This window comes from Aequorivita sinensis (genome assembly GCF_006346335.1).
Lineage (GTDB): Bacteria > Bacteroidota > Bacteroidia > Flavobacteriales > Flavobacteriaceae > Aequorivita > Aequorivita sinensis.
In genome coordinates, this window is sequence record NZ_VDMC01000018.1 from 16,455 (window position 1) to 37,925 (window position 21,471).

The 21,471-nt window shown below is 35.3% G+C and carries 25 protein-coding genes; 10 read left to right on the forward strand and 15 right to left on the reverse strand.

Annotation, left to right across the window (positions count from 1 at the left end; all coding sequences use genetic code 11):
- The first annotated feature begins 13 nt into the window (after positions 1-13).
- The 7 genes from ccoN (at position 14) to FHP04_RS14530 (ending at position 6,346) form a co-directional block, all read left to right on the forward strand.
- Positions 14-2,215 carry a cytochrome-c oxidase, cbb3-type subunit I gene (ccoN, locus tag FHP04_RS13070; protein WP_139856584.1) on the forward strand — a complete coding sequence of 734 codons (2,202 nt, stop codon included), beginning with the start codon at positions 14-16 and terminating at the stop codon, positions 2,213-2,215.
- 2 nt (positions 2,216-2,217) lie between these two features.
- Positions 2,218-2,415 carry a CcoQ/FixQ family Cbb3-type cytochrome c oxidase assembly chaperone gene (locus FHP04_RS13075; RefSeq protein WP_139856585.1) on the forward strand — a complete coding sequence of 66 codons (198 nt, stop codon included), beginning with the start codon at positions 2,218-2,220 and terminating at the stop codon, positions 2,413-2,415.
- Positions 2,412-3,332 carry a cbb3-type cytochrome c oxidase N-terminal domain-containing protein gene (locus FHP04_RS13080; RefSeq protein WP_139856586.1) on the forward strand — a complete coding sequence of 307 codons (921 nt, stop codon included), beginning with the start codon at positions 2,412-2,414 and terminating at the stop codon, positions 3,330-3,332. The genes FHP04_RS13075 and FHP04_RS13080 overlap by 4 nt, the downstream gene beginning before the upstream one ends.
- A 105-nt stretch (positions 3,333-3,437) precedes the next feature.
- Entirely contained in the window at positions 3,438-4,859 is a 1,422-nt protein-coding gene (ccoG, locus tag FHP04_RS13085) for a cytochrome c oxidase accessory protein CcoG (protein ID WP_139856587.1), read from the forward strand.
- A gap of 57 nt (positions 4,860-4,916) precedes the next feature.
- Positions 4,917-5,363, forward strand: coding sequence for a FixH family protein (locus FHP04_RS13090; RefSeq protein WP_139856588.1), 447 nt, complete (start codon positions 4,917-4,919; stop codon positions 5,361-5,363).
- Positions 5,364-5,431: 68 nt separating this feature from the next.
- A complete protein-coding gene (locus tag FHP04_RS13095; protein WP_139856589.1) occupies positions 5,432-6,178 on the forward strand; it encodes a sulfite exporter TauE/SafE family protein in 747 nt (248 codons plus the stop codon).
- A gap of 3 nt (positions 6,179-6,181) precedes the next feature.
- A complete protein-coding gene (locus FHP04_RS14530) occupies positions 6,182-6,346 on the forward strand; it encodes a hypothetical protein (RefSeq protein ID WP_158319147.1) in 165 nt (54 codons plus the stop codon).
- A 63-nt stretch (positions 6,347-6,409) separates the two neighbouring features.
- Here the strand turns inward: FHP04_RS14530 and FHP04_RS13100 are convergent, their stop codons facing one another.
- The 5 genes from FHP04_RS13100 to hemN all read right to left on the reverse strand — a co-directional run bounded on the left by FHP04_RS13100 (position 6,410) and on the right by hemN (position 12,076).
- A complete protein-coding gene (locus FHP04_RS13100; RefSeq protein ID WP_139856590.1) occupies positions 6,410-7,024 on the reverse strand; it encodes an SCO family protein in 615 nt (204 codons plus the stop codon).
- 43 nt (positions 7,025-7,067) lie between these two features.
- The gene (locus tag FHP04_RS13105; protein ID WP_139856591.1) at positions 7,068-7,835 is read right to left on the reverse strand and encodes a formylglycine-generating enzyme family protein; all 768 of its coding nucleotides are present in this window, start codon (positions 7,833-7,835) and stop codon (positions 7,068-7,070) included.
- A 14-nt stretch (positions 7,836-7,849) separates the two neighbouring features.
- Positions 7,850-9,319 carry a copper-containing nitrite reductase gene (gene nirK, locus FHP04_RS13110; RefSeq protein WP_139856592.1) on the reverse strand — a complete coding sequence of 490 codons (1,470 nt, stop codon included), beginning with the start codon at positions 9,317-9,319 and terminating at the stop codon, positions 7,850-7,852.
- A 24-nt stretch (positions 9,320-9,343) separates the two neighbouring features.
- A complete protein-coding gene (locus FHP04_RS13115) occupies positions 9,344-10,621 on the reverse strand; it encodes an alginate export family protein (RefSeq protein ID WP_139856593.1) in 1,278 nt (425 codons plus the stop codon).
- Positions 10,622-10,711: 90 nt separating this feature from the next.
- Positions 10,712-12,076 carry an oxygen-independent coproporphyrinogen III oxidase gene (gene hemN, locus FHP04_RS13120; protein ID WP_139856594.1) on the reverse strand — a complete coding sequence of 455 codons (1,365 nt, stop codon included), beginning with the start codon at positions 12,074-12,076 and terminating at the stop codon, positions 10,712-10,714.
- 193 nt (positions 12,077-12,269) lie between these two features.
- Here hemN and FHP04_RS13125 point away from each other — a divergent pair, with 193 nt between their 5' ends.
- The 3 genes from FHP04_RS13125 to FHP04_RS13130 are packed head-to-tail and all read left to right on the forward strand — an operon-like array spanning position 12,270 to position 13,876.
- Complete coding sequence (locus tag FHP04_RS13125; RefSeq protein ID WP_246051434.1) at positions 12,270-12,977, forward strand: hypothetical protein; 708 nt, start codon at positions 12,270-12,272, stop codon at positions 12,975-12,977.
- Entirely contained in the window at positions 12,950-13,291 is a 342-nt protein-coding gene (locus FHP04_RS14750) for a Tll0287-like domain-containing protein (protein WP_246051435.1), read from the forward strand. Before FHP04_RS13125 ends, FHP04_RS14750 begins: the two co-directional genes overlap by 28 nt.
- A gap of 3 nt (positions 13,292-13,294) precedes the next feature.
- Positions 13,295-13,876: a methyltransferase domain-containing protein gene (locus FHP04_RS13130; RefSeq protein ID WP_139856595.1), complete on the forward strand. Its 582-nt coding sequence runs from the start codon at positions 13,295-13,297 to the stop codon at positions 13,874-13,876.
- 9 nt (positions 13,877-13,885) lie between these two features.
- Here FHP04_RS13130 and upp read toward each other — a convergent pair whose 3' ends face one another.
- The 10 genes from upp to rlmD all read right to left on the reverse strand — a co-directional run bounded on the left by upp (position 13,886) and on the right by rlmD (position 21,461).
- Positions 13,886-14,539 (reverse strand): uracil phosphoribosyltransferase, encoded by a 654-nt coding sequence (gene upp, locus FHP04_RS13135; protein WP_139856596.1) that lies wholly within the window; start codon positions 14,537-14,539, stop codon positions 13,886-13,888.
- Between the two features lie 119 nt (positions 14,540-14,658).
- Positions 14,659-15,255 carry a TlpA family protein disulfide reductase gene (locus tag FHP04_RS13140; protein ID WP_139856597.1) on the reverse strand — a complete coding sequence of 199 codons (597 nt, stop codon included), beginning with the start codon at positions 15,253-15,255 and terminating at the stop codon, positions 14,659-14,661.
- A gap of 26 nt (positions 15,256-15,281) precedes the next feature.
- On the reverse strand, positions 15,282-16,937 hold the full coding sequence (locus FHP04_RS13145) for a bifunctional metallophosphatase/5'-nucleotidase (protein WP_139856598.1): 1,656 nt from the start codon (positions 16,935-16,937) through the stop codon (positions 15,282-15,284).
- 10 nt (positions 16,938-16,947) lie between these two features.
- A complete protein-coding gene (locus tag FHP04_RS13150; RefSeq protein WP_139856599.1) occupies positions 16,948-17,334 on the reverse strand; it encodes a DsrE family protein in 387 nt (128 codons plus the stop codon).
- 11 nt (positions 17,335-17,345) lie between these two features.
- Entirely contained in the window at positions 17,346-17,765 is a 420-nt protein-coding gene (locus FHP04_RS13155) for a DsrE family protein (RefSeq protein WP_139856600.1), read from the reverse strand.
- Between the two features lie 2 nt (positions 17,766-17,767).
- Complete coding sequence (locus FHP04_RS13160; RefSeq protein ID WP_139856601.1) at positions 17,768-18,169, reverse strand: DoxX family protein; 402 nt, start codon at positions 18,167-18,169, stop codon at positions 17,768-17,770.
- A 106-nt stretch (positions 18,170-18,275) separates the two neighbouring features.
- Entirely contained in the window at positions 18,276-18,626 is a 351-nt protein-coding gene (locus tag FHP04_RS13165; protein WP_139856602.1) for a hypothetical protein, read from the reverse strand.
- 130 nt (positions 18,627-18,756) lie between these two features.
- The gene (locus FHP04_RS13170; protein WP_139856603.1) at positions 18,757-19,485 is read right to left on the reverse strand and encodes a DUF6048 family protein; all 729 of its coding nucleotides are present in this window, start codon (positions 19,483-19,485) and stop codon (positions 18,757-18,759) included.
- Positions 19,451-19,948 (reverse strand): DUF6452 family protein, encoded by a 498-nt coding sequence (locus tag FHP04_RS13175; RefSeq protein ID WP_139856604.1) that lies wholly within the window; start codon positions 19,946-19,948, stop codon positions 19,451-19,453. The genes FHP04_RS13170 and FHP04_RS13175 overlap by 35 nt, the downstream gene beginning before the upstream one ends.
- A 103-nt stretch (positions 19,949-20,051) precedes the next feature.
- A complete protein-coding gene (gene rlmD / locus FHP04_RS13180) occupies positions 20,052-21,461 on the reverse strand; it encodes a 23S rRNA (uracil(1939)-C(5))-methyltransferase RlmD (protein WP_139856605.1) in 1,410 nt (469 codons plus the stop codon).
- Positions 21,462-21,471 lie beyond the last annotated feature (10 nt).

A 21,471-nucleotide genomic window follows, 5' to 3' on the forward strand; every position in this document is an offset into this window, starting at 1 on the left:
TTCTTTTACCATTATGCAAACAGAACAGTTTTACTATGACAATCAGATTGTCAAAAAGTTTATCTATGCTACCATTTTTTGGGGGCTCATAGGTATGAGCGTTGGCTTACTACTGGCTTATATGTTTATGTTTCCGAATATGACAGACGGAATTTCTTGGCTAAGTTTTGGTCGTTTAAGACCATTGCATACCAATGCCGTGATTTTCGCTTTCGTAGGAAATGCAATCTTTGCAGGGGTTTATTATTCCTCTCAACGTTTGCTAAAAGCTAGAATGTGGAGCGATTTTTTAAGTAACCTTAATTTTTGGGGATGGCAGGCAATTATAGTTGCAGCAGCTATTACGTTACCATTAGGTTACACCACTTCAAAAGAATACGCAGAGCTAGAGTGGCCAATTGATGTTGCAATTGCAATAATTTGGGTGGCTTTTGGTGTAAACTTGATTATGACCATGGTAAAAAGACGTCAACGTCACTTGTACGTTGCGCTTTGGTTCTATCTAGGAACATGGGTAACTGTGGCAGTATTGCATATTGTAAATAGTATGGCAATTCCTGTAACAGCATTAAAGAGTTATTCAATGTATTCTGGAGTGCAAGACGCCCTGGTACAATGGTGGTATGGTCACAACGCAGTAGCGTTTTTCTTAACTACACCTTTCCTTGGACTGATGTACTACTTTGTTCCTAAAGCTGCAAATAGACCAGTGTATTCATATAGACTTTCTATTGTTCACTTCTGGTCTTTAATTTTTATTTATATATGGGCAGGACCTCACCATTTATTGTACACTTCACTTCCAGAATGGGCGCAAAACCTAGGAGTTGCATTCTCTGTAATGCTACTTGCTCCATCTTGGGGAGGTATGATTAACGGACTTCTAACCTTGCGTGGTGCTTGGGATAAAGTACGTGTTGATCCTGTACTTAAATTTATGGTTGTGGCAATTACCGGTTACGGGATGGCGACTTTTGAAGGGCCAATGCTTTCACTTAAAAACGTGAATGCTATTGCTCACTTTACTGATTGGATTGTAGCGCACGTTCACGTAGGTGCACTAGCGTGGAATGGTTTCTTAGCCTTTGGTATGATTTATTGGTTGGTACCACGACTATTTAAAACAAAACTATTCTCAGTTCAATTGGCAAACGCACATTTCTGGATAGGTACTTTAGGTATCATTATGTATGCGTTACCTATGTATGTAGCTGGATTTATGCAAGCTTCTATGTGGAACCAGTTTAACCCAGATGGAACGCTTACTTACGGTAACTTCCTTGAAACAGTTACCCAAATCATGCCTATGTATTGGATGAGAGCAATAGGTGGTAGCTTATATATTACAGGTGCTTTTATTTTGCTTTACAATATTATAATGACTGCCAGAAAAGGTAGTAAAGTTACAGACGAACTTGCTGAAGCTGCTCCATTAACTCCAGTTACTAAAAGACAAACTTCAGGTGAAGGATGGCACACTTGGTTGGAGCGTCGCCCAATTAAATTAACGATTTATGCAACCATTGCAATTTTAATTGGTGGAATGGTGCAAATTATTCCTTCGTTAATGGTGGACGATTATGTTCCGGCAATCTCAAGTGTAAAACCGTATACACCTTTAGAATTAGAAGGTCGTGACATTTACATCCGCGAAGGTTGTGTGAACTGCCATACGCAAATGATTAGACCATTTAGAAGTGAAGTAGAACGTTATGGTGAATATTCAAAATCTGGTGAATTTGTTTACGATCATCCATTCCTTTGGGGAAGTAAGCGTACAGGGCCAGACCTTCACAGAGTAGGAGGTAAGTATTCTGATAACTGGCACTTAAACCACATGTACGACCCGCAGAGTACTTCATCAGGATCTATTATGCCTTCGTATAAATGGTTGATTACATCAGAATTAGATAAATCTGATACCGAATCTAAAATGCGTGCATTATCTAAAATAGGTGTTCCATATACAGATGAAGAAATAGCAAGAGCGCAAGAATGGATGACTGAACAAGGAACTCAAATAGAAAAGAACCTTTATAGCGACCCAGATTTTGCTTCATCATACGAAGCAGATAAAAAGTACGCTCAAGAAAACGGGGAAGAATTTATTGAGATGAAAGACCGAGAAATTGTAGCGATAATTGCTTATCTACAACGATTAGGAACAGATATTAAAGTACAAAACGCCGAAGATGCATCGGCATTAAACGACTAGTTATGTTGAAATTTGTAAAAGGAAACCTAGAGAACATAGACGATGTTCAAATATATCCATTGATATCACTGTTAATATTCTTTTTCTTCTTTGTTGGGCTCTTTTATTGGGTGATTACAGCTAAGAAAGAGCACATTACTGAAGTGAGTAATATTCCATTGGAAGACGATACTAATAACCAAAACGACCAAATACTATGAAAACCGTAATGTCATATTTAAGAGTCATAGGCTTTATGATTCTCGCCTTTTTCCTACTAGAGTTTATAGTAGATTCTGGAGAGGAATGGGCAATCGTAAAATATCCAATTATCTGGGCTGTTTTAGGCGTGGTGTTTTTCTTTGCTGTTGCATTCGAAATAGTTGCAGCTGCTTTGCAACGTGTTCTTTATACAGGGCTTGATGATGATGCTAAAAAGCGATATGCAACTTTGGAAGAAAACCAATTCGGTTGGATTAAGAAAAAGTATAAAGAAATGCTCGATTCTAAGCCTATAGAAGCAGAGCAGGAGATAGTGTTAGACCATAACTACGATGGTATTCGAGAGTTGGACAATAACCTTCCGCCATGGTGGAAATACTTGTTCTATGCAACAATTGTTTTTGCGGGGGTATATCTAGTTTATTATGAAATATTTGATGGTCCGAATCAAATTGATGAACTTGAAACTGAAATAGCACAGGCTAAAATAGATATCGCTAAATATAAAGAAAACAACAAAGACCTTATCGATGCTAGTACAGTAGAGTTTTTAGATTCACCTTCAGATCTTGCTGCAGGTAAAGCTATTTACACCGATAACTGTGTGGCTTGTCATAAAGACAGTGGAGGTGGAGGTATTGGTCCAAACCTAACAGACGATTACTGGATTTTAGGTGGAGGAATTAAGAATATCTACAATACCATTAGCGAAGGAGGTAGAGCAGGAAAAGGGATGATTGCCTGGAAAACAGATTTAAAACCTAGTGAAATTGCCCAAGTATCGAGTTATGTAATGACACTTCACGGTACTAATCCAGCAGATGGAAAAGAAGCTGAAGGGGAAATTTGGAAGGACGAAAACGCTTCAGAAGAAGCCGTTGAAGAAAATGAAACAGCAGATAATACTGAAGTTTAAATAGAGATTCACCCTGTTTCAATAGCTAATAACTTAGAGTTGGTTTTAAACTATTCTCTAAGTTGTTAGTATCAATATTACGTTTCACATCAAAATATAACACCATTGGAAACTCCAGAAAACGAGAGCTTTAGAGATAGCATCGGAACGATGAATGAAGAAGGGAAAAGAGCTTGGGTGTATCCTAAAAAACCTTCCGGTAAGTATTACGATTACAGAAAGTATGTAAGTTATGTTTTACTTGCATTTCTTTTTACTGCCCCGTTTATAAAAATAAATGGCAACCAGTTTTTACTATTTAATGTTTTAGAGCGACGCTTTAATATTTTTGGATTTCCGTTTTGGCCACAGGACTTTTACCTGTTTGTTATAATGATGGTAATTGGGGTAGTTTTTATCCTGTTATTTACAGCTGCTTTTGGACGAATATTTTGTGGGTGGATTTGCCCACAAACTATTTTTATGGAAATGGTTTTCCGCAGAATTGAATACTGGATTGATGGCGATAGAGGAGCTCAAATTCGTTTGGATAAACAAAAGTGGGATGCTGAAAAAATTAGAAAACGAGTATTAAAGTGGACTATATTTTTTATTATTTCATTCTTAATAGCCAACATATTTTTAGCCTATCTGATAGGAAGCGATCGATTAATACAATACATCTTTGAAGGACCTTTTGAACATTTAAGTACCCTAATTTCGCTATTAATTTTCACAGGTGTTTTCTATTTTATATTCGCTTGGTTCCGTGAACAGGTTTGTATTATTGCTTGTCCGTATGGAAGACTTCAAGGTGTGTTATTAGATAACAAGTCTATAGTAGTAGCCTACGACCACAAGCGTGGGGAAAAGGAAAAAGGCCGTGCAAAATTCAGAAAAAATGAAGATCGTGCCGCTTCTGGAAAAGGTGATTGTATAGACTGTTTTCAATGTGTTCATGTATGCCCAACTGGAATTGACATCCGTAACGGTACTCAGCTCGAATGTGTGAACTGTACTGCTTGTATGGATGCTTGCGACAGTATGATGGAAGCAGTTAACCTACCAAAAGGACTAATTAGATATGCTAGTGAAGAAAATATTGAAAAGAAAGCTCCTTTTAAATTCACACCGAGACTAAAAGGATATACAGCTGTTTTAGTAATTCTTATTGGTGTTCTTACAGGGATGTTGTTCTTAAGAAGTGATGTAGAAGCGAATATATTAAGACTGCCAGGACAGTTGTATGAGCATAAAGACAACAATATCATCAGCAATGTATTTACGTATAAATTGTTAAACAAAACCACAAGAGATATTGAAGACATTCAATTTAAACTGAAATCTCCTAAAGGTGAAATCAAGAGTGTAAAACAGGGTGAAATTATAGTTCCTGCTCAAGATTTAGCTGAAGGAACACTGTTTATCGAAATTAATGGCTCAGCCTTAAGTGGTGATAAAAACCGTGCGGTGATTGAAGTGTATAGTGGTGACAAATTGATAGAAACTACAAGCGTTACATTCTTAGGTCCGCGTAGTTATAAATAGTTCTTTTATTAGAAAAGGAAATTGAAATATAGAATTAATCATTAAATAATAATCGTAATGAAGATAAATTGGGGTACAGGATTGGTGATTGGGATGGTACTTTTTATATCATTCATACTGTTTTTCGTTATAAAAATAAGTACTCAAGATAAATACGATTTTGATTTAGTAACTGAAGATTACTATCAAAAAGAATTGGTTTTTCAAAAAGAAATGGACGATCAAACCAATTCACATTCTTTAAAGTCTAAAGTTAAAGGCAAAAGAACAGCTGAAGGATGGTTGATTACCTTTCCAGAGGAAGTTGATTATTCAAAGGTTTCTGGAACAGTATTGATGTATAGACCTTCTAACAAGAAATTAGATTTCGAGATGCCATTAAAATTATCGAGTTCAACCTTACTTATTCCGGATGAAAAGTTGGTAGGAGGCCGATGGAACACTATTGTTCACTGGAGTATCGATGGTGAAGATTATCTGTTTAAAGATGAAATTATTTATTAGTAAGGATTGATTTTTAAATAGAAAACCTTACCGAAATTGATTTATAAACTTAGAATTGGGTTCTTAAAATGTTATACACCGCACTTTTATTTGGATTATTAGGTAGTTTCCACTGCGTTGGAATGTGCGGCCCTATTGCATTTTTGTTACCTGTAGATAGAACTAATAACTTCAAGAAAATTGGTCAGATTTTTTTGTATCACTTTGGAAGGATACTAGCTTATAGTATTATAGGATTGGTTTTTGGGCTAGTAGGAAAAAGTTTAAACTTATTTGGGTTTCAGCAACAGCTTTCAATTTTGATTGGAGTATTAATGATTGCTGTTATCTTCATTCCCATAAAAACCTTTAATAAATACAACTTTTCAAAACCTATTTATAAAGCTGTTTCAAAAGTAAAATCTGCATTAGGGAAAGAATTAAAAAAGAAAACCCCTGATACGTTTTTAACCATTGGGTTTTTAAATGGCTTTTTACCTTGTGGGTTGGTGTATATGGCTGTTTTCGGAGCAATCGCCTCAGGAAATCCGCTTCAAGGGAGTTTGTATATGGCAATGTTTGGACTGGGTACAATCCCGCTAATGACTTCTGCTATATACCTTGGCAATTTTTTAAATGGGCAAGTGCGCCAACGAATTCGTAAAGCAATTCCAGTGTTGGTAGTAATTATAGGATGTCTATTTATCGTTAGAGGATTAGGCATAGGAATACCCTATATTTCACCAAAACCAATGACAGAAACCGTAGATTCAAATATAGACTGTGCGCCAACGCTATCAGAAAATAAACTAATCAATAACCAAAAAAATATTTAAGCAATGACAAATTCAATCTTACCATTAGCTAACTGGGGAATGGGTACCGCAATCATCATTTTCTTTGCAGTATTATGTGTTGTTATGGCCGCCATTGTACTCAACTTTGTTCTTAGAGGTAAAGGCAGTGGTGACCATAATAACAATACAAATTCAGATAAAGAATAACAGAAGTAGGTAAATCTACTTGCCGACGCACTTAAAATTTCTGGTTTCTTCTTTTGAAAATTACTACCTCGCTAATTCAATTATAGCTTGGATAGTTTCTTTGTTGTCTACCCCAAGACCTTCTTGTTGATGCACAAGTTCACCCCCTTGATTAAAAACACTTATAATATTTGAGTGCGAAAAATCTATAGGGGAAATTTGTTTGTAATTAACTGCTAATACTGCAGCAAATTCACGGGTATCTTCTTCGCTACCACGTAGGAAAAGCCATTTGTCATCTTCCATCTGGTTTTCTTTTGCGAAAGCTTTTAAACGCTCAGGAGTATCAGTTTCTGGATCTATACTTACAAATACATATTGAACATCATCCTTTTTATCATTAGGAATTTGTTTTTCAATATTTCTCATATCGGCAACCAACCTTGGGCAAGCAGCTTGACACGAGGTATATATCATAACCATTGCCAATACTTTTCCTTCTAGCTCTTTCAGTTCAATGTCTGCGCCGTCTTGCGTTGTCCAATGGGAAGGAAGGTTATAGATAGACATATCTGAAATAACATTACTCTTAGATTCTTCGGTATTGTTTTCAGAAATATCTTCAGAATCTTTAACTGCATTATTACAGGACATTGCAACAAGTGAAATTGCAATTAAAATATATTTTAAGTTTTTCATAATCATTTTTAATTTTTATAATGATGAATTAAGAGGTTAGAGCTTATTCTTCTATATCCTTAACACATCTAAATCCGAGGTTTTGTGAGCTGTAACGCGCTTTCATACTTCCGCGAAAAGCATAACGCATAAACGCAGCATAATTCATTAAATCTGAAGCGCCAATAGCTGCACTTCCGCAGAAAAGATTAGAGTCTTTATCCTGATCTTTTCGTGATTCTCCCGAAATAAGAACTGTATTAAAATCTTGTGTCCACTCCCATACTAAGCCGTGTAAATCGTAAATTCCATAATAGTTTTTATAAGATTCTCCTATTGGATTTACATAGGTTTTAGGAGTCTCGTACCAACTTAAAATATATTGATTATAAGATTCAATTCTTCTAGCGTCCGGAACATCTTCATTTGCCATAGCGGCAAACTCCCATTCGTCAACTGTTGGTAACCGCTTTCCTTGGCATTCGCAATATTTTTTTGCTGCAAACCAAGAAACACTTGTTATTGGAGCATTAGCAAGACCACTATAAGTAACATCATTTTCCCATTTATTAAGATAGCTTTTATCTGCAAACAGGCTTATAACGTTGCTTTTTTTCCATTTTGGATTTTCCTTTACAAATTTTAAATATTCTTCATTTGTAACAGGATATACATCCATCAAAAATGGGTCAACTTTTACCAGTTGGTCTGCTGTTCCATAGAGCGGTAAAAAAACACCGCCCTTTACTTTGGCCATTTTATCATTTTGAGCAGTAACCTTAACAAATAATAGTGAACAGACTAAGAAAAGGGCGATGTGGTATAATTTCATTTTATATAAATTTATTATCTATTTCTTACAGCTTTTACCATTTCTGGGGTTACATCTGTCTTGTTATTGCCCCAGCTGTTATATACATATGTCATCACATTTGCAACATCTTCATCACTAAGAGCCTGAGCGGTCATTACACTATTGTATTTTTTACCGTTTACAGTAATTTCACCAGACTTACCATTTAATACGATATCAATTGCGCGATCTACATCTGCGTTTAGGTAGTCTGCATTAGCTAAAGGAGGGAAGGCACCCTCAATACCCTGACCGTTTGCTTGGTGACAAGCAACACAAGTAGCCATATATTTATCTTTACCAAACTTCATTTTTTCCTCGAAGCTCAATGCCTTAACTTCTTCTTTTTTATCATCTTTCTTACCTAAACTAGGCATCGATTGAATTACACTACCTTCTGGAAGATAAATTCCTTCGTAGATCTCCCCAGCAAAAACTTTTTCGTTTTCTTCACCTTCAACGTTTAATACGGCAAGTGCTCCTTTGTTGAATGCTCTAAAAATAGAGTGATCTACCAGTATAAATGAACCTGGAACATCTACTTTAAATTCAACAATTGCTGCGCCTCCTGCAGGAATTAATGTGGTTTGAACATTGTCGTTTATTAAATCTCCACCTTCAACATGAACTCTGTCAAAAATTTCTCCAATTACGTGAAATGAAGAAACAAGGTTAGGCCCCCCATTACCTACAAATAAACGAATAGTTTCGCCTACTTTTGCAGTTAATGCGTTATCTCCTGTCATTGCTCCTACGTGACCGTTAAACACTACATAATCTGCTTTTTCATCAATTGCTTTCTGCATATCGAATGCTTGTAAACCACGTTCACCGTACTTTCCTTCGGTGTAGAAGTCCCCCTGCATTATGTAATACTCTCTGTCTACAGGTTCTAAACCACCTTCTGGCTCAACTAAAATTAACCCGTACATACCGTTTGCAATATGCATCCCTACAGGAGCGGTCGCACAATGGTAAACATATAATCCCGGGTTGAGGGTTTTAAATGAAAAGATTTTCTCGTGACCTGGAGCAACAAATGAAGATTCTGCTCCACCTCCTGGACCATTCACTGCATGAAGGTCGATGTTGTGAGGAAGCTTATTGTCTGGGTGATTTTTTAGTTTAAATTCAATTTCGTCACCTACACGAGTTCTAATAAAACTTCCTGGTACAGTACCCCCAAACGTCCAATAAACGTATTTTACACCGTTTACCATCTCGCCTTCTCTTTCTTGAATTTCAAGATCGACGATTAGCTTTTTAGCTTTACGTTTTCCTACTGGAGTAGGAACAAATGGTGGATCGGTAAGTTCTGCTACCATTTCTTGGCTTACCGGAATATCTAAAGCATTTTCATAGGTTTTGCTAGATTGGTCGTTAACACATCCAGTTAAAAAGGCCGCTGCTCCAAAGCCTAGCAGCAGTTTTACTACATTTTTTTTCTTAAAATTAATTGTCATAATAGTTGGTTTTAAAAGGTTGATTTATAATTTGGTTGTTTCATTTTTATTCCAAGTGAACAGTGTAGGATTTATTGTTACCATTGCCCAAGCCCAATAATTTGAATTGCCATCAAAGTTGTTTTTTACACTTTCGGTGCCTTTTGTTGCGAAGTATTGAGAGTAACCAAGTTTTAATCCTACAAATTCATTCAATTCATACGAAGTTAACAAATCCAATTCAAATCCTAAATTATTTGAAACATAGTTATTTATGGCTGCTGCGGCATAAAATTGATGAAGTGCTAAATTGAAACTTGTTTTAGTATTTAGCTTGTACTTTACATTTCCGTAGATGTCCAAAAGTCCTACATTATTTATGTGGTTTCCTACATAATAATAATCCATTAGCCCATTAAACTTATGATTTGTACCATATAGAGGAGTAAAGGCTTCATTTTTCCCATTTGCTGGCGCACCATAATCATTTCCACTTTGTAACTCGCTACCTAATCCTAGATTTAGATTTGAAGTTGCTGCATAATTCGCTTCTAATGAAAATAAATATGCGCTTAAATCATTATCGGCTACATCTTTACCAAATTGATAGTAGAGATTTGAAGAAAAATTGAAGTTATCAATACTAGCTTTTAAGTGCATTCCAGCAGTTTGGCTGTATCGAGTGTCATTTTTAGACGCATCTATTTCATCAATATATTGAAGTCCGTTGTTTAAAAACAGAAAACTTGCGGATAGCTTTTCCCAATTCTTATTTACCCAAATATATTGAAGGCTTTTATAGGTATTTACTGTAAGTATATTTCCACTAAGACTTTCATTGTCCTGATTATAAGCTGCACCAAAATGAAGTTTAAAATAGCTTGGTTCAAATTTTAGAATTGCAGCGTCGTGGCTTCTTCCTTGCTGTGCCCAGCCCACATTTCCAAAGAAACGCTGATCGTCGTACACTATCTCCTGACGTCCAATTTTAAAATTAAAATCTTTAATCAAAAGTATTTCTGCCCATGCTTGATGTAGTGAAAAGCCATTATTGTCTGCTACATTGAGTTGTGGCACATCTCCCCAAACTCTCACATCTTGCGGACTTAAATACAGATGAAGTTTTTCAGTTTTAAATTCAAAGTTTAATCGCGTACGTTGTGAAACAAAGGCCGCAGGATCAACATTGTTTGGGTAAAGTGTTTTATAACCATGTCTAAGCTCAAATCTAGGACGTAGCTCTGCATCTAAAGTGAATTGCGAATAAACATTGACAACCCCTAACATCAGGAAAACAAATAATAGCTTCTTAGCAAAACTCATAACCGATAAAATTATTTTCTGACACAAATGTCTGAATATAAAATAAAAAGAAATATGACGGTTGTCACAAAAGCCTTATTAATAACTACTTTAAACAGTCATCGAAAACAGTTGCCTATCTGGCTGATTTCGTTGCAATAGCACGTCAAATGCCATGCAGATATTACGTACAAAAGGACGACCTTTTTCTGTTATATGTAGTTCTTTAGCGCCAATTTCTAACAAACCATCAGCTTCCATTTCTTTTAAATTACTGAGTACTTCTGATAATTCTGGAAATTGAAGTGAAGTGTCTTCCCAAGAAGTTTCTAAACTGCACATCATATTTAAAATGTGCTTTCTAATAATTAGATCTTCTTCATTTAACATATGACCTCGATATACTGGAAGAATTCCTTGTTCAACCAAATGTTGGTATTCCTCTACGTTTTTAGCATTTTGGGCAAAACTGTACCAGCTATCACCAATGGCAGAAACTCCAAGCCCAACCATTAACTGGGTTTTGCTTTCGGTATACCCCATAAAATTTCTATGCAATTCTTTTTCTTTCACTGCTTTGTATAAGCTATCCGATTTTAAAGCGAAATGATCCATGCCTATTTCAATATATCCAGCTTCTTCTAGCATTTTCTTACCAGTTTCATACATATCTCTTTTTTCGGCTGGAGTAGGTAAATCTTCTTCTTTAAAACCTCGTTGGCCATTTCCCTTTATCCATGGCACGTGAGCATAGCTGTAAAAAGCTATACGGTCTGGCATTAGCTCTTTAGTTTTTTCTATAGAATAAATTACGTGCTCTTTTTTTTGAAATGGGAGTCCAAATATAATATCGTGTCCTACCGAGGTATAACCAATTTCCCGAGCAGTTTCGGTTACTCGTTTTACGTTTATAAAAGGTTGAAGTCTGTTTATCGCCACTTGAACAGTTGGGTTATAATCTTGAACTCCATAGCTTACTCTTGTAAAACCACAGTCGTAAAGAGTTTGTAAATGATCGCCTTTGGTGTTGTTTGGATGACCTTCAAAGCTGAAAGATGGATTCTCTGCCATTGTTGCATCTCGAAAAATACCTCTAATTAGAATTTTTAAGTTTTCTGCTGAAAAAAAAGTAGGTGTTCCTCCTCCTAAATGTAATTCCTTAATAATTGGTCTCTCATCAAATAGCTCAAGGTAAAGTCGCCATTCCTTTAAAACAGATTCTAAATATGGTGTTTCAACAGCGTGATTTTTGGTGATGCGTTTATTACATCCACAAAAAGTACACAAGCTTTCACAAAAGGGTAGGTGTATATACACACTTATTCCTTCTTTCGAATTGCTTTCAGAAAAACTTTGTGATACATTTTTCTTCCATTCTTTTAAGGAGAAGTTAGCCTCATTCCAATACGGAACAGTTGGATAACTTGTGTATCTAGGACCAGGAACATTGTACTTTGAAACTAAATTGGAAGTCATATCTAATTTTATTTTGGGTTCAAAATTAGAGCTGTTTGTTTGTTTACTAAATGATTAATGTCAGTTTTTATTTTTTTTAAACATCTTATCTTTCAGCATGTAAATAAATAATTTTACGTAACTTTTGTTACAATATGTGTTAATTGATTGTTTTAATTTTAGCTTTATCTTTATCTCAACAAAACCATAAGTTATGAAATTTTCATTAATATTTTTTGTTATAATTTTATTGTCGGCTTGTAAAAATAATCGAGCCAACTACTCGGAAATAGCACAGAATAATCCTGTGGAAGGTATTGCTAAACAGGAACACCCAGGAAAGAAGTTAATGGAAAATTATTGTAATGTTTGCCACAATCCAAAAACTGCAGAGAAGGATATCATTGCTCCCCCAATGATAGCTGTAAAAATGCATTATATTTCTGAAGAAACCACCAAAGAAGAATTTGTAGATGCCATGCTAGATTGGGCTAAAGAACCTTCAGTAGCGAAATCGAAAATGCCTGGTGCCGTTAAAAAATTTGGTTTAATGCCCTATCAATTTTATCCAGAACAAACTATCAGGCATATTGCCGATTATATATTTGAGAATGATATAGAAGAACCAGTGTGGTTCGATATTCATTATAAAAAAATGCACGGTGACCGACCAAAAATGAAAGGTAAAAAAGGAAATAGTAGGGGGAAAGGGAAGAAAAAAGGAATAGGAAAAAACAATACAATTGAACAACATTCTTCCAAAGAGAAAGGTATGCAAATATCGCAAACCACTAAAGCCGAGTTAGGCAAAAATCTCATGGGACAAATACAAAAAAATGGCGTAATAGAAGCCTTAAATTTTTGTAACGTGCAAGCATGCCTATTACAGATAGTATGGCAACAGTACACAATGCAACGATAAAGCGCGTAACAGATAAACCGAGAAACCCTAAAAACACAGCAAATTCACAAGAACTAGAATTTATTAATCAATTTAAGACTCAAATTGCAACGGGGAGAGAGGTTGAGCCTATACTTGTGAAAAAAGGTAACAATACAAAATTTTATTTACCAATTGTTACTAATGCTATGTGCCTACAATGCCATGGTTCTCCAGGAAAAGAATTAGAAACTATTACATTAGCTAAAATAAAACAACTATATCCTTTAGATATGGCCACAGGTTATTCCGAAAATGAGGTGCGCGGTATCTGGAGTATAAACTTTAATAATTAAAATATGAATAACAATCAATCGTATTGGGATGAACGCTATAAACAAGGTAAAACAGGTTGGGATATAGGTTATGTTTCCACCCCGATGGAAGATTATATCGATCAGCTTACCGATAAAAATTTAAAAATATTGATTCCCGGCGGAGGGAATAGTTATGAGGCGGAATACTTATTTGAAAATGGCTTTAGAAATGTTTATATAGCAGACATTTCTTCAATCCCACTTAACAATTTGGCTGAGCGCATTCCATCATTTCCAAAAGAAAATTTACTACACACAGATTTCTTTGATTTAAACGATTCGTTCGATCTAATATTAGAACAAACATTTTTCTGTGCGTTAGAGCCCATTTTAAGGAATCGATACGTCGATAAAGCATACGATTTGCTGAAGCCTAATGGAAAAATAGTGGGATTGCTTTTTAATATTCCATTGAACAGTGATGAACCACCATTTGGTGGAAATAAGGATCAGTATATTCCTTTGTTTGAAGATAAGTTTGTAATCGATAAAATGGAAATGGCTTACAATTCTATCCCTCCTAGAGAAGGAAACGAACTGTTTATTAAGTTGCAGAAAAAGTAATTTTAAACTTTATAGCTTATCGCCATAAGCTAAATCTCCTGCATCACCTAAGCCTGGAATAATATATCCACGACTGTCTAAACGGTCATCTACAGCAGCTATCCATAAATGTGTATCTGCGGGGAAAATTTTTTCAACGTATTCAATCCCTGGTTTAGCACCTATAACAGATAGTATGTGTATTTGCTTAGGTTTTCCGTGATTTTTTAAAGCTTCCAATACATTTTCCAATGTTTTTCCTGTTGCAAGCATAGGATCTACAAGTATCAATGTTTTTCCTTCTATAGAAGGTGAAGCTAGATAACTAACGATAACTTCAAAGTCATCATCATCATTTGGATGTTCTCTGTAAGCAGAAATAAAAGCGTTTTCAACCGAATCGAAATAATTTAAAACTCCATTGTGAAGCGGAAGTCCGGCACGTAAAATTGAGCATAATACTATTTTGTTGTCAGGAACATATACTTCCTTTTCACCTAGTGGAGTAGTGACTTTAACAGTTTCATAGTTTAAGGTTTTACTAATCTCATAGCTCATAATTTCACCAATGCGCTCTATATTTCTTCTAAAACGCATTGAATCTTTCTGAATCGAAACATCGCGAAGCTCAAAAATGTATTTACTGATTAAAGAATTCTCTTTGCTGAAGTCGTTTATTATCATAATAATTTAGATATGTGTACTAAGATAAAGCATCTCAAAAAAACAAAGATACTAATCTAAGAAAAAGACCATCTACTTTTATGCGGATGGTCTTTTAAAATGTATGAATAGTGAATGTTTTAAAGGCTTTTCAAGAAGTCTTTAAAATCCTGTCTATCGTAATCGGCCATTCCTTTGTGAGTAAACACCAATTCTCCTTTTGAATTTATAATATAGGTAGTAGGGATGCTTTGTGACTCATACATTCTTGGCATTGCCGCTATTGGTGCATAAACTTCAAAGTCAAAATTGTTTCTCTTTTTATAATCTATCGCCTTTTCAAACTTACGATCAAAAGAAATCATGAGCACTTCAACTTTATCCTTATCGATGTCGTTGTACATTTTGTTTATGCTAGGCATTTCTGCTACACATGGCGGACACCAAGTAGCCCAAAGGTTTATAAATATCACTTTCCCACGAAATTGTTCCATAGAAACCTTTTCCCCTTTAGAATTTATCAACTGTAAATTGAAATCGGCTTTTGTTGCTGTAGGACCATTTTCTGTAATATCTTCTTCTACTTTTTCAATATCTGGATTCATTGCGCCTGTAGCTAATAATCCACGTTGTGCAAAACCGATAATTTCAGTGTGAATTCCAGAAAAATAAATTCCGAGTATCACTACAGCGAATACTCCGTATTCGATTAAGTTTTTCTTTATTTTTTTGTTCATATTCAATTTTTTTAAAAAGTTGTTTTTTATTTAAAAATGTAATCTGTACCTGGCACTGTAGAAAACGAATTCACACCCAAATACTCACAATATGCACGACCGTCCATTTTTGGCGAAATAGGGGAGTGAAGCTTTAAATATTCTTCAACTACTTCGTGAATGGTATAATCCTTAGTTTCAACATCAATTACATTAGGCATTCTACACAGTACGTGTTCTGGATCTCCAGGACGTTCGCATGCAGAAATTGTGTAATATCTATTTTCATCAAGTGGCTCGCCATTTACTTCAATAGATATTATTCGTTCATTTTTATCATTCTGACTGTTAAACTCAACTTTCATTCCTGAAAATCGTACTAGCCATCCGCCAAATCGTTCTGTAGCATTTTGTGCAAAAGCGTTATGCATTTCTTTTTCCAACCACATTTTAATTTGTTTCCCTGTAGCTTTCCCTGTTTTTACGGGTTCGTTAACAGGCATTAGGTTCCAAAGGTTGGCACGAGTTATCGCTGCTGGTTTACCATCTTTTGGAACAATAGGATTTCCAAATCTAAACCCGTTTGAAATTGAAATATCTGCGCCAGTTTTCCATCGTGCCGCGTCGGTTATTAAATTATCCATAGGATTTTCAACTGTAAGATATCGATACAATGGCTCAGTGGTGTACCCTACAATAGTTTCAAGGTTTTCTTGATACGGAGCTTTGTTTTTGTTTATTATAGCTTGTATTTCAGGATCCGCTTTATAAACTTCAGGATCTACATCTATAAGTTCATAATCGTCTTTTACCAACTTATTATTTACAAAATATAAGTTTAGCTTTCCTACAAACGATCCAAATGCTCCCGGCTCTGTAACTTTTGCATATGTACCTTGTATGGGTTGCCTAACGCGTTCATGGGTGTCATTTCCTAGAATATAATCTACGTTTTCAGCAATTGGGCTATTGGCCAAAGTAACCTGCTTATAGATACCGATATGCGTAACTAAAAACATCACATCAATTTTCTCATCAACCTTTACCTTGTCTATAAACTTTTTTACGCTGTTGTCTATCTGACTAAAATTAATTCCTTTACTGAAAATAGGGTTCTGTCTTATGGGAACATCTGGGTCGTTTATGCCGATAAATCCAAGGCGAACGCCATCAATTTCCTTTACTAAATATGAGGGGTAAAGATTTTCATTGCTGTCTTCATGTTTCATATTCTGAACAATGGTAGGGGTTTCAAATTTTTCATAAACTTCAAGCATTTTTTGCTTGCCATAAATTACTTCCCAATTTCCAGGAATTAACACATCGTAATTCATGTTTTTGATTACATCAGTCATTACTTCACCCTCAGAGAAAGCCACGTACCCACTTCCTTGAATTAAATCGCCACCATCTACAATGAGGGTTTTTCCAGGGTTTTTCTTTCTTTCTTCATCAAAAAGCGTTTTTATATGAGCTAAACCGCCACGCTTCTTAAAGACAATCTCGTTGTTTTCCCAAAATAACTCAGGGTGAGGATCTAATTGGCCGTGAATATCTGCAGTTTGTAAAATTGTGATTTTTAAAGTGTCCTGCGTATCGCTGTTTGCTTGGGGATTTTTGTTAAAAGTGGGGCTGTTCCACGCTATAAAAGTTCCAACACCCACAATTAAAGCTATATATGTATAAATTCGATTTGGTTTCATCTTGGTTATTTTAAAGGCTTAATAATTTATATCCTTTTTTCTGAAGTTGGAAGGCAGTTAAAAAGGCATTATCTACAACTTCCACTTCTTCAGGTAAATCTTTAGGGTCTATTTTTAGACGGTCTAAAGACATTTTGCACACATTAAGACTCACATTTTGCTTTATTGCCTGCTTTCGGTTGTCCTCAGTGTCAGCAGTTTTTATTGGGGATACATTCGCCCCGTAAAGAACGATTTTAAAGTCTCCAGAGGTATTTAATTCTTTGGCTGCGAGTAAGATTGGTTTTAGCTGTTCAGGGTTTGAAGTGAGCACCACAAAATCATCAGTAATTTGCTGTTGTTGGGCTGTTACGCTAAAGCTTACTAAGGCGATAAGTACTATAAATATATTTTTCATAAATTAAATTTTTAAAGTCCTAAGCTTAAATATCCTTTTTGCTGAAGCTTTAGGTTGTGTAATATTCCATTATCTATTACTTCCATATTCTTCGGAAGCTTTTTAGGATCGACATTAAATTTCTTTAATGAAAATCCACAGGCTACGATGTTTGCACCTATCTTTTTTGCTTCTTTAAGATGAGGTTTCATTGTTTCCAAATCGGTTAAATTGCCAATTTCCTTTCCACAAACAATAATTTCAAAATTCCCAAAGTTTTTTCCATCTTCTTTTGAAAGTTCTTTTGCAGCCAAAAGGATTGGCTTGAGTTGTTGTACTTTTTTTGTGAGTACTACATAGTTTTGTTTTTCAGCTTCTTGAGCTATTGTATGCTGTATATTCCCCATTAACATAAATAGAGAAAGTATAAAAGTTGAAACAAGTGTTTTCATTGTTAATGTATTTTGTTGTTATTAAAGTCGTTTAAAATAAAAAAGAGTAGGCCTCCAGCGATTGCTATATTTTTAAAAAGTGGCCCTAGACTGTTTACTTGTCCTATCTGAATAGTAATAGTTATAGGGATAAGCACAGCGAATAATACCATAGCTGCCCATCGGGTTTTAAAGCCAATTAAAAAGCTAATCCCTGCCGCCAACATTACAATTCCTGATAGAATCACTAAAAGTTCAAGGTTGCCAAAAAACTCGGCAAATCCCTTGAATTTAGCCATCTGAATGCGGTTTACTGTTTTTTCAATTTCAATTAAGTGATTGGCTCCCGCCATTAAAAATATTCCGCTTACCATAATGCGTAATATCTGCACAGAGCGCTTGCCAACGGTTAGAGTTGGGTTCATAAATATGTAAGTTAAAGATTGAAAGATGTTTTATCGATAGCAAAATCTATTCACCTATAAAATCGGGTGTTCCTAAATCGATAAAAAATAAAATGCCTGAAAATAATTATGAAAGGCGAGGAGGGAGGTAGTTTCGTTCGTCAAATAAGTTTAATTTGAGGAACTCTTTAAAAGTGAAATTCTCATAATTGTCTTCACTGTAAACCAAGGTGAATTCAGGGTTTATAAAGTCGACAAATGATGTACATATAAGTGATATTTGCCCCTGTTGTTCGTGCTGATAGTCGATTACTTCAGCTTTTGAAGCAGGAACTGTAGATGTTTTGTTTTTACAATAAGGCTTTACAAACGTGATATTATCTGTAACTAAATGCGCGAAACCACTATAACTATTAAAAACCATACTCATTAAGATAAGTCCGGCGAAGATAAAAGCTATTGTGTTTTTAGGTTTCATTACTAGCAAATCTAAATAATACTTTATAATTAGAGTGTAACTTAGGTTACATTGAATAGCGAAAGTTCAGATTAATCGACGGAATTTAATAATCTCCACCCAAATAACTCATAACTCTGAACTAAAAAAACTACTTAAGTTCAGCTTCTGTAGTTTTATTTTTCTTGAAAATAGGAATTAAATAGGAAATAGAATATCCATAACCTACGCCAAATTCGCTATAATCATAGGTTCTGTTGTAACCTGGTATGTATAGATTGTCGAAGTTATTGGGTTTGTCTTCGGCTACTTTTCTTTTTAGTTGAAGGTTTATAGACAGGTAGAGGTTGTTTAACACTTCGGTTTTTATCCCTACAATCAATTCTGCCCAATGTGCTGTTAAGCCTGTAAATTCTTGAGGGTCGTAAATAGTTTCGTTGGGATATGCTGGATTGTCGGTATAGATTCGGTAGCTGATTAACTCCTGCTTAAATGTTGAAAATCCGTAGCGTAAGCCAATAGTAATAGCGTTTTCCATTCCAAGCCAATTTTCGTAGGCGTTGTAATCGAACCCAAGTTTGGCATAGCTACCGCTAGTTTTGGAAGATACATAAGGTTCTACCCAATCTTTCTTCTCATTTCCTAATTCTGTTGCTGCATAGAATTTATCCGTAACCCTAAAATCTCCTATAATTTCAAAGCCAGAATATCCGTCTTCGAGTAAAGTTCTTAAAGGCTTAGATAAATCTGCTCCAACACGCAATCCGTATTTTTCAATCTTCGGAATAGTATCGTTAGCATTTTTATTTTTCTGCGCCACCATAGATTGAGTGCCGCAAAACAGACTAATGCAGCAAAGTAAGGTGAGCGCTATTTTCATCTTTTACAGTTTCTCGTTTTGGTATTACTTGTTCAATCCAATTCTCGTTGCCTTCTTCTTCTAAAGTAGAATTCAAATTATCGAATTCCGTTCTAAAACCACAGGCACGATTTACGTAGCCATTTTCTCTACTATAAGTAAACATCATTTTGTCAATGTCTACTATAGTATCGGTTTCAGTAATTGTGGTTTTTATAAAAAGGTATTTTGTGGTATCTCGGTTTGTATTAAGCGGAAGTACTATAGAATCTGTACTAGTTCGCGGAATAACTTCAATGGAATCTGAATTATTTGTTTTTACAGTCAAAAAATTAACTTTCTTAAGCACCGTAGGGTTTGCGATATCGTTAAACGTTATCACCAAATTAGACGTTGTCGCAGTATCTGGTGGGCAGATATCATCTTTTGTACACCCTTTGAAGGCATAAATTATAAGAAAGAGAAGTATAATTCTTTTAAACATAGTTTTTTAAAATTGACCTAAATACCTTTTTTGACATAGAATCTAAGACTAAAACATTCAAAATAGCCATCTTAAGATTGAAATTGTCCTCCGACTACTTTAATTAGCGTTTTTCCAAAAGTACAACATTTTCTACGTGATGTGTTTGCGGAAACATATCTACAGGCTGTACTTTAATTACTTTATACTTTTCATCTAAAAGTGCCAAATCGCGAGCTTGAGTTGCACTATTACAACTTACATATACAATTCGTTGCGCTTCTAAATTCAATAACTGCTGTACAACATCGGCGTGCATTCCGTCTCGTGGTGGGTCGGTAATTACAACGTCTGGCTTTCCGTGAGTATTGATAAAGTCTTCATTGAAAACCTTTTTCATATCGCCTACATAAAACTCGGCGTTATCGATTTTATTTAAAAGTGCGTTTTCTTTTGCAGCTTCAATAGCATCAGGCACAGCTTCAACTCCAACAACTTTCTTAGCTTTTTTTGCGACAAATTGCGCTATAGTTCCTGTTCCAGTATATAAATCGTAAACCAATTCGTTGCCGCTTAAACCAGCAAAATCGCGAGTAATTTTATAAAGCTCGTAAGCCTGTTCGCTATTCGTTTGGTAAAAAGACTTTGCGTTTATCTTAAACTTTAAGCCTTCCATTTCTTCAAAAATGTGATCTCTTCCGTAGAAAAGTCCAATTTCTTGATCGTAAATCGTATCGTTTCCTTTTGAATTGATAACGTATAAAAGGGAAGTAATTTGAGGGAATTCTTCAGCAATAGCTTTTAGTAGTAACTCCCTATTTTCCTTATCCTCGTAATAAAACTGAATCAAGACCATTACTTCTTGCGTTGAAGAAGTGCGAATCATCAAGGTTCTTAAAAAACCTTCTTGGTTTCTAGTATTGAAGAAAGTCAGATTTAATTCTTCGGCCTTTTCCTTAATAAAATCTCGGATAGCATTACTTGGGTCGGCTTGTAAAAAACACTTGTCTAAATCTAATATCTTATCCCACATACCAGGAATATGGAAGCCTAAGGCATTTCGGTTTTCTATTACCTCGCCGCTTCTAATTTGATCTAGCGTAAGCCATTTGCTATCACTAAATGAAAACTCCATTTTATTGCGATAGAAATATTGTTTTTCTGAACCTAAGATAGGTTCAAATTCAGGAAGCTCAATTTTGCCAATGCGTTTAAGATTTTGTTCCACTTCTTTATGCTTGTAAAACAGCTGATGTTCGTAGTCCATATTTTGCCACTTACAACCTCCACAAGTACCGAAATGCGGACAAATGGGTTCAACTCTTTTTTCAGAATATTTTGAAAAAGAAATTGCAGAACCTTCAAAAAAGCCTTTTCTCTTTTTTGTAGTTTGCACATTTACAATATCGCCAGGAACCGCATTGTTAATAAAAACAATTCTGCCGTCCTCTGCCTTAGCAACTGCTTTGCCTTTAGCGCCAGCGTCTATCACCTCTAAATTTTCAAGGATTACCCTTTTATTTTTTCTCGCCATAGGCGCAAAA